The sequence below is a fragment of the Prevotella falsenii DSM 22864 = JCM 15124 genome (genome assembly GCF_000613945.1).
Lineage (GTDB): Bacteria > Bacteroidota > Bacteroidia > Bacteroidales > Bacteroidaceae > Prevotella > Prevotella falsenii.
On sequence record NZ_BAJY01000051.1, the window covers coordinates 1 to 8,343 of the forward strand.

Here is an 8,343-nt window from a genome sequence, read left to right on the forward strand (position 1 = left end):
GCCGGTTGACTCTACGATGAATTTCTTAAAAAGAAATTGCGAAAATGTTTGGATATGTATTTGAAATGTGCTAAATTTGCAAAAAGAACAAGACTAATTTTTCTTATCCGCATTTTCATCTGTTACATTCATCAAAAAAAATATAGTGCTAGCATAATGAAGAATATTTCCCTCGCATCATATTACAGATTACCAACGACGCTGTCTATTATACGTACATTCAAGTGTACTGCAGCATGTACAAACTGTTGTTTTGAATGTACACCGAAAAGAAACGAAACTCTAAAGACGGAAGATGTAACTCGACAGGTTAACTACATCTGCAAGCATTTTCCTTCTATTCATACAATTGTAATCACAGGTGGCGAAACATTAATAGATATAGATGCTACACTTGAAATTGTAAGAATAGGTAAACAGAATGGCTTGTCAACTCGCATTGTTACAAATGGTTTTTGGGAAAAAAATGAAAAAAGTGCCATTGATATAATATCTCAATGTAAATTAAATGGTTTAAATGAGATAAACTTCAGTACTGGCAATGAACATCAATGCTATGTTAAGATAGAAAATATTTGTAATGGTGTATATGCCGCATTGAAACATGATATTCGTGTTGCAATAAATCTTGAAACAAGAATAGACTCTGCGTTTTCAAAAGCATCTCTTGTCAAGAAATTATCTAAAGACAAAAATATTAATATTTCTGAGGTGTCTATTATTAATGGGTTATGGATGCCATTCACAACTGAAGGATTGTGTAGATTACCAAAGATTGAAAAACATTCATTTCATCCTGTTATGGATCGTTGTGATAACTTATTTACAAGTTTAACAATTGCTCCTGATAATCACTTAATGGCATGCTGTGGGTTACCAGTCAGATATATCCCTTATTTTGATTTGGGATATGCTTCCGTTGAACAAATTAAAAATAATTATACAACTCAGTTTGAGGACTTTATTAAAATATGGCTTTTTGTAGAGGGACCCTACAAAATACTTCGTTTTTAGAAAACAGAACCAATGAAGAAATACCTGAACTAAGAGTTCTTTCTCATATGTGTTTCTATTGTGCTTGTCTATTAACCAATAAAAAATATATCCATCTAACACAAAAATATTATACTGAAAAATATGACTCCGTTATGATGAAATTTTATTTATATAAGAATTCCCATTCTTAAAATATTATTGGTATGAAAATTGGAAACACAACAACAAGAATCGTAGTTTGGACTCTAACTGGCAGTATTCTTACTACATCATGTACGAATGGTAACATGTATGCTTTAGAGGAAATGGAATCTTCTGTAAATGAAAAAGATTTGAACAAGCAGCTTCATGTTATCCACATACAACTTACGAAAGAACAACAAATATATTTAAGCAAGCTTTTTAATTTGTCTGATAAGATAGTAAAAGACAGAAAGTTCGCAAAAATTTTTGGCTAATCCTAAATTATATTTTCATGACATACAGACAAGGGCGGGCATAAAGATGGAAACTCCAAATGACCTTTCAACTGATGCATCACTTCAGAATATTGTTAAAGCTCTTGCAGATGATGATATCGCAAAAGCTATTGAACAAAACGACATCAAGCAATACCTTTCTCTTATGTATGAAAAGGGATATTTAGATGAAACTGCAAAGATAAACGACTATTACAATCTATTAAGCACAGAAGATAAGAAGGCAATTTTAGAAAGCCTTGGGCTTGATACAAATGAAAGTGCATTAATTTCCGTAGGAGCGGTTGTGGCTGTTTTTTACATGGCAGTTATTGCCGTTTCTTGGGTGGGAGTTGCTTATACAGTTGCTGGTGTCGTTAATGCAGCAGTAGGTGCAACTGTAGTCGCTTATATAGGAGCCGTTGTGAAAACAAAAGTAAAGACATCTGGCTTGTCGAATAAAGTAAATCTAAGCTCTAATTTTGATGTTTATCTGTTGACTGCATCAGAAAAAAATAAGAGAATTTTATTTTCAGATGAAAATATAAACACAACTGTAAAAGATGTTGTTCAAGCTTACTCAGATATCTTTATAAAGGATGCAACAAAGGCAAATGTAGAAGATTTGGAGAAGTTCGTAAACCTTAATCTTAGCAAACTTCCAGAATTTTCAAGTAAGTCATATACTTTAGAATAGGATAAGATGGAAAAAAAATATAATTCAAAAGTTGACTTGTGGTTATATCTGTTTATATATATAAGTATAATATTACCTGCAGTACCTATTCTTTTAATTGATTTTAATTGGATTGTTCCTATTTTTCTATTTGTTATCCTCGCAGCGTTAACCTTGTATCCATTAGGAATTAAATATACAATTAATGGAAAAGTCTTATCTATTCATTGTCCTTTCTTTTCAACACAGGTAATTGATATTTTTGATATTTTATTAATAGAATCTACACACACTTTAGTTTCGTCACCTGCAGCTTCAATTGATCGATTAAAGTTAACGTATAAGCATGGTTGTGTCATTATTTCACCTAAGAAAAAAAAGGATTTTGTAAATCATATTTTATCAATCAACTCAAAGGTTCATATAAAAATCAATTGAAGATATATAAAAAAGTATTGCTGTCTGGTAAAACTTTTTAGGAACGTCTAAAATTAGGATTAACACTTCTCACGAAATATCGATCCTTTTGGTTATCTTTGATTTTAGAAAAAAAATAACCATGGGCAAAGATAGTCATTTTACCGGACAGCAATAATACAAATACAAACATGGGTCGTTTTGATTGCCAATTTACTCATCACTGTACATTCCAAATCGAAGTGCAATAAACAGCCACGTTTTCATAGTTTCTAATCTATGAAAACACCGCAGGTTTGCCCCGTGGCCGGGGCGCGTAGCCCCGAAGAGCTATACCAGCAATACAAAAAAGGAGTCCACAAAGAGGGGGCCGAAAATTCAGAGAAAAACACCCAGAATAATACTTTTAGGAGCATTCTTTATTATAATGAATTGGAATGAAAAGTTTTACCGGACAGAGCAATATATTTTAGTATAACGTAAGTTAGGCGTAATGGATATTTGGTAGGCTGGCAATTCCGGCATAAGAATGTGTATATTGGAAACGAGGGTAGATGTAATGGACATTTGGAAGGCAGGCAATTCCAGCCTATTTTTTAGGTACTGTCTGCAAAAGTGTGTAAGTCTCTTTTTATCTTCAGGCAACCATTTATAAATTTCTGTTATTAGCCCCATTCATTCCATTACGCATAAGTTAATATATATAAGAACAGGCAAGGAATTAACATACGTTTTAATCAGTTTAGAAAAACTTATTTAGAAATTTTGGTGGTTTGCTCTAAAAGCATTTACTTTGCATCCGTTTCCATGACATCTTTTCTGCTTCACAGCAGTAGAGGGCTTGGTAAAGAGATTTATATTTTAGTATTAACAAATTAATTTTTAAAGATGAAAAAAGTTTTAATGACTCTTGCAGTAGCATTTATTGCAGTTGCTGCTAATGCACAGGTTTATCTTGGTGGTAGTGTAGGTGTTGCTACTTCTGAAGTTGGTGGTGGCGATGACGTAACAACTTATCAGGTTCTTCCGGAAATTGGTTATAAAATCAACAAGGACTGGGCTATCGGAACTGTACTCGGTTGGGGTAAGGGTACTCCTGTTAAAATAGAAGGTGAAAGCCGTAACTATGTTACTTTCGAACCTTATGTTCGTTACACTTTCGCTCATTCTAAGTATGTAAATGCTTTCATCGATGGTGGTTTCGGTTATACCCATTTCAACCACGCTCATAATCCCGGTACTAAATCAGTTGATGCATGGTCAGCAGGCTTGAAACCGGGTATCTCAGTAAATCTCAGTAAGAAAGTTAGCTTTGTTGCTCACGTAGGTTTTTTAGGTTGGCAGTCTGTTAAGGAAGATGGTGCTGACAAAGATGCACACGTTTGGGGTGTAAATCTTGATGGTAACAACGTTACTTTCGGTGTTTACTACAACTTCTAAGGAATTGTTCTGAACATATTTAATCTATTCATATAAAGAGGGAACGTATCGTTTCGATGGTGCATCCCTCTTTTTTTATTGCTGATTTTTTAAGTTTTAGCAAACGTTCTGAACATATTTAATCCATTCATATAAAGAGGGAACGTATCGTTTCGATGGCGTGTCCCTCTTTTTTTATTGCTGATTTTTTAAGTTTTAGCAGATGTTCTGAACATATTTAATCTATTCATATAAAGAGGGAACGTATCGTTTCGATGGCGTATCTCTCTTTTTTATTGCTGATTTTTTAAGTTTTAGCAAACGTTCTAAACATATTTAATCCATTCATATAAAGAGGGAACGTATCGTTTCGATGGCGTGTCCCTCTTTTTTACTGCTGATTTTTTAAGTTTTAGCATACGCAGATGGGCAATATATGCCTTGCTTATATAAAGATAGTCAGCTTATAGCAACGGACTCAGCAAGCGTACAATCGATTCCCAAAGTCTGTAAATAAACGATTTGCTGTTTATTTCTTTTATTTTTTCTAACGGAATACACTTTGCTTCATCGGTCAGGAAAATGCTTTTTATGCGTTGTGCCATTACTTTATCGTAGAAGAAAGCGTTGGCTTCAAAGTTGTTTTCAAAGCTACGGAAGTCTATATTTGCCGAACCTATCGTTGCAATATTGTCGTCGGCAACCAGCAATTTGGTGTGATTGAACCCTTCTTCATAGCATAACACCTTTACACCTGCTTGTATGGTTTGTGTAAGATAAGAGCGAGAAGCCATCTGAACCAACTTTGAATCCGTCTTTAACGATACCATCAACCGAACGTCTACGCCCGACAAAGCCGCTGTGCGCATTGCAAAGAAGATAGGTTCGGTAGGCAAGAAGTAGGGCGTCTCCATATAAACGTATCGCTTTGCGCTCAGTAAAATCTTGATATAGCCTTGTTCCAATTCTTCCCAAACATTGGTAGGACTGCTCGTAACAATCTGTATCAGGCTGTTGTTGGGTGCTATGGTCGTGTCGGGATAATACCTGCGGTCGGTTATCAGTGTGCGGTCGGCGTAGAACCAGTCTATAAGGAAAGCACGTTGCAGCCCATACACCGCTGCACCGGTTATCTTTACATGTGTGTCGCGCCACATTGTGCCTTTATACCCCTTTACATAGCGTTGTGCTAAATTCATTCCGCCAATGAACCCCACCTTGCCATCGATGACGATAATCTTACGATGGTTGCGATAGTTCACCTTGCCCGTAAAGGCAGGAAAACGCACCGGCATAAAGGGGTGCACCTCGATACCTTCTTCACGCATCTGTTCAAAAAAGCGGTTGGGCGTCTTCCATGAGCCTACATCGTCGAACAGCAAGCGCACTTCTATTCCTTTGCGTGCCTTGTCGATAAGTGCATCGCGCAACAAACGTCCCAACGGGTCGTCGTCTATGATGTAAGAAACAATGTGGATATGGTGTGTAGCTTTGCCTAACGCTGCCAAGAGAGCCGAAAAAAACTCATACCCCGACACGTAAACATCGGTTTCGTTGTTCTTAAACGGCAGGGCTAAGTTCTGATTCATGAAGAGCTGTATCAGCTCTTTGTGCTCTTCGGGCAGTTCCAACTGCTTCTGCTCCGCAAATTCAATCATCGAACGCTTTGTCAGTTGGTTTAAACTCTTTTCCCAAATGTGCCTGTCCTTGCGCGTGCGACGACCGAAGAAGAAGTAAAGAACAATGCCCACCAACGGCAAGAACGACAGTACCAGCACCCACGCAATGGTTTTGGCAGGCTGGCGATGTTCCATCAGCACCGTAATCATCGCCACAATGGCAATCACGGTATAGGCTACAAGAACTATCCAGTGTATGTAAATCATTCTTTTTCCTCCCCTCCTTAATGGTTATTTCCTATCCGTTACACCACAATATCGTTTCCCAATTTGCGTGCAAGCACATTGCGCATATCCTGCATCTTCTTTATTTCACCCATTATTTCCATTGTCTTGTTCAGGTCGCTCTCTGTCGATAGACTTGCCTGCAACTCTTTTAGGTGTTGCTCCACATAGTCCATACGGTAGTCGAGTATAAGGTGCACAATGCGGTCGCGGAGGTCTACCTCCCGTTCTTTCATCTGCATACTCTCCGATAACTGAAAGCGGTCTACACTCAACTTCACTGCCAGCGTTGAAATAAGAATGTCGGAATGATGCGTAAAATACTCTTCCGCCTTGAAATCCTCGTCGTTGCTGTGCTCAATCGCTTCGGTAAGAATCTGCACCGACAGCGGATTGCTGAACGAAAGATTGTCCAGCCCGAGGTCGTAAGCAATGTATTGCGCCACGTTAAGGCTGATGCGCTCACCCGTCTCGTCGTTCTGCACGTCGCGAATGATTATCTTTTCGCCGTCGCGCACAATGGCTTGCACCAACATTGTTTCTACTTTCGATGCCTGCTGCATAGGCGTTGCAGGGCGCAACACTTGTTGTTCGCTCGCAGCTTGTTCGGCTTCTCGCACCTGTTCCTTTCGTTGCTGTTCTCTGTCGTTATATATAAAACGGTTCATCTGCGCAATGAGCGTGTTTTCTTTCATACCTGTTCTGTGCGCACACTCGCGCAAATAGGTGTCGCGCAATATGGGGTCTTTAATCACCGCAATGCTTTGCACAATGGAGTTTATGGCTTCCGACCGCTTCACGGGGTCGGTTACGCCTTTCAATAATACATTTATCTTGAAGACGATAAAGTCCGTTTGGTTCTCCTCAATATACTTTCTGAAGGCTTCGGCAGTCAGATTGCGAGCCAATTCGTCGGGGTCTTTCCCATCGGGCAGCAACAATACTTTCACGTTCATGCCTTCCGAAAGCAACATATCCGTACCGCGCAAGGCTGCATGCTGCCCCGCCTCGTCGCCATCGTATAGCAACACAATGTTTGAAGTAAACCTACGGAGCAGCTTTATTTGGAAAACCGAAAGTGCCGTGCCGCTGTTTGCCACCACGTTCTCTATGCCGCATTGGTGCATCGACACCACATCGGTGTAGCCTTCCACCATATATACAAGGTCGAACTTGGCGATAGCTTTCTTCGCCTGATATATTCCGTACAGTGCATGGTCTTTCTGATAAATCTCGCTACCCGGCGAATTGACATACTTTTGGCTTATTCCCTTTGTTCTTGCATCGAGCAACCGACCGCCAAAAGCAATTACTTTCCCGCTTACGTTCAGCCAAGGAAATATAACCCTCCCATTGAAACGGTCTGATAGTTCGCCATTATCGCGCTCAAAGCAAAGCCCCGTCTTTACAAGAAACTCTTTCTTGTAGCCCGCTTTCAGTGCGGCATTGGCAAACTCCTGCTTCCCTGCAAGACAAAAACCCAATTGGAACTTCTCTATAATATCGTCTCTGAAACCACGACTGCGAAAGTATTGCAAGCCTATGGCCTTGCCGTCTACGTGGTTGTGCAGTATGTCGCTGAAGTGTTTTGCCGCCCATTCGTTTACAAGAAACATCGACTCGCGTTCGTTCTCAAGCTGTTTCTCCTCCGTGGTAAGCTCTCGTTCCTTCACTTCTATGCCGTATTTCTTTGCCAAAACCTTCAGTGCTTCGGGGTAAGTCATCTGGTCGTGCTTCATAATGAAGTTTACCGCATTGCCGGCTTCGCCACACGAGAAACACTTGTAGACCCCTTTTGCAGGACTAACCGAAAACGACGGAGTACGGTCGTCGTGGAACGGGCACAGTCCTTTATAGCTTGTGCCTGCCTTTTTCAGCGTAACATATTCCGAAATCACGTCCACAATGTTTGTGGCTTCCAATATTCTGTCTACCGTTGGTCTATCTATCATAGTTTATTTTCAATCATTGAAGTTGCTACAAAGATACAACAACAAAATAGGTATTCCAAATTTGAAAGCCCCGAAAAAGAAGTTTATGCCGACTTTTTCGGGGTTTTCAATGTTTGCCGTGTGTTTTCCCGATGTTTCATAAGCTGACAAAAAACTTATGGGCAAGCAACTCTTCCCCTGCTTGTTCTAAGGTTTTATGTCGTTTTTGCAAAGTACAGCCAAATTATTTACACGTAAAGAAATATTTCTTTACGTGTAAATAATTTCTTACTTACGTGTAGAAAAATATTTATTTACACGTAAGTAATTTAATAAACCTACGCTACAACATACCTTTTCAGATTTTAACAGACACCTTTTCCCTTATTTGCTAATTCAGCAGACACCTCTTTTATAGTCATACGAGACAGATAGGCACACACCTAATAAATTATACGGATAAAGTAGACGCTTGGTCTGATACCCGGCACACAGCACTTTGGTTTGGCAAAAGCGCACGAAACGGATTGCACGAAACATTT

Annotated in this window: 7 protein-coding genes; 5 read left to right on the forward strand and 2 right to left on the reverse strand. The window is 39.2% G+C overall.

Annotation, left to right across the window (positions count from 1 at the left end; genetic code table 11):
* The first annotated feature begins 156 nt into the window (after nucleotides 1-156).
* From JCM15124_RS11985 to JCM15124_RS12010, 5 genes are all read left to right on the forward strand, one after another.
* Nucleotides 157-1,014, forward strand: a complete 858-nt coding sequence (locus JCM15124_RS11985) for a radical SAM protein (protein ID WP_198019143.1) — start codon at nucleotides 157-159, stop codon at nucleotides 1,012-1,014.
* A 185-nt stretch (nucleotides 1,015-1,199) separates the two neighbouring features.
* Nucleotides 1,200-1,454 carry a hypothetical protein gene (locus JCM15124_RS11990; RefSeq protein WP_024999595.1) on the forward strand — a complete coding sequence of 85 codons (255 nt, stop codon included), beginning with the start codon at nucleotides 1,200-1,202 and terminating at the stop codon, nucleotides 1,452-1,454.
* Between the two features lie 46 nt (nucleotides 1,455-1,500).
* Nucleotides 1,501-2,151 (forward strand): hypothetical protein, encoded by a 651-nt coding sequence (locus tag JCM15124_RS11995; protein ID WP_024999596.1) that lies wholly within the window; start codon nucleotides 1,501-1,503, stop codon nucleotides 2,149-2,151.
* A gap of 6 nt (nucleotides 2,152-2,157) precedes the next feature.
* A complete protein-coding gene (locus JCM15124_RS14605) occupies nucleotides 2,158-2,568 on the forward strand; it encodes a PH domain-containing protein (protein WP_024999597.1) in 411 nt (136 codons plus the stop codon).
* Between the two features lie 867 nt (nucleotides 2,569-3,435).
* Nucleotides 3,436-3,987, forward strand: a complete 552-nt coding sequence (locus tag JCM15124_RS12010) for an outer membrane beta-barrel protein (protein ID WP_024999598.1) — start codon at nucleotides 3,436-3,438, stop codon at nucleotides 3,985-3,987.
* A gap of 443 nt (nucleotides 3,988-4,430) precedes the next feature.
* Here the strand turns inward: JCM15124_RS12010 and cls are convergent, their stop codons facing one another.
* Both cls and dnaG read right to left on the reverse strand, forming a co-directional pair.
* Complete coding sequence (gene cls / locus JCM15124_RS12015; RefSeq protein ID WP_024999599.1) at nucleotides 4,431-5,852, reverse strand: cardiolipin synthase; 1,422 nt, start codon at nucleotides 5,850-5,852, stop codon at nucleotides 4,431-4,433.
* A 38-nt stretch (nucleotides 5,853-5,890) separates the two neighbouring features.
* A complete protein-coding gene (gene dnaG / locus JCM15124_RS12020; RefSeq protein ID WP_024999600.1) occupies nucleotides 5,891-7,822 on the reverse strand; it encodes a DNA primase in 1,932 nt (643 codons plus the stop codon).
* Nucleotides 7,823-8,343: the final 521 nt, after the last annotated feature.

Bases quoted from the DNA above. Each gene is read 5' to 3' on its own strand.
- JCM15124_RS11985 (WP_198019143.1), top strand. From the start codon at position 157: ATGAAGAATATTTCCCTCGCATCATATTACAGATTACCAACGACGCTG.
- JCM15124_RS11990 (WP_024999595.1), top strand. From the start codon at position 1,200: ATGAAAATTGGAAACACAACAACAAGAATCGTAGTTTGGACTCTAACT.
- JCM15124_RS11995 (WP_024999596.1), top strand. From the start codon at position 1,501: ATGGAAACTCCAAATGACCTTTCAACTGATGCATCACTTCAGAATATT.
- JCM15124_RS14605 (WP_024999597.1), top strand. From the start codon at position 2,158: ATGGAAAAAAAATATAATTCAAAAGTTGACTTGTGGTTATATCTGTTT.
- JCM15124_RS12010 (WP_024999598.1), top strand. From the start codon at position 3,436: ATGAAAAAAGTTTTAATGACTCTTGCAGTAGCATTTATTGCAGTTGCT.
- cls (WP_024999599.1), bottom strand. From the start codon at position 5,852: ATGATTTACATACACTGGATAGTTCTTGTAGCCTATACCGTGATTGCC.
- dnaG (WP_024999600.1), bottom strand. From the start codon at position 7,822: ATGATAGATAGACCAACGGTAGACAGAATATTGGAAGCCACAAACATT.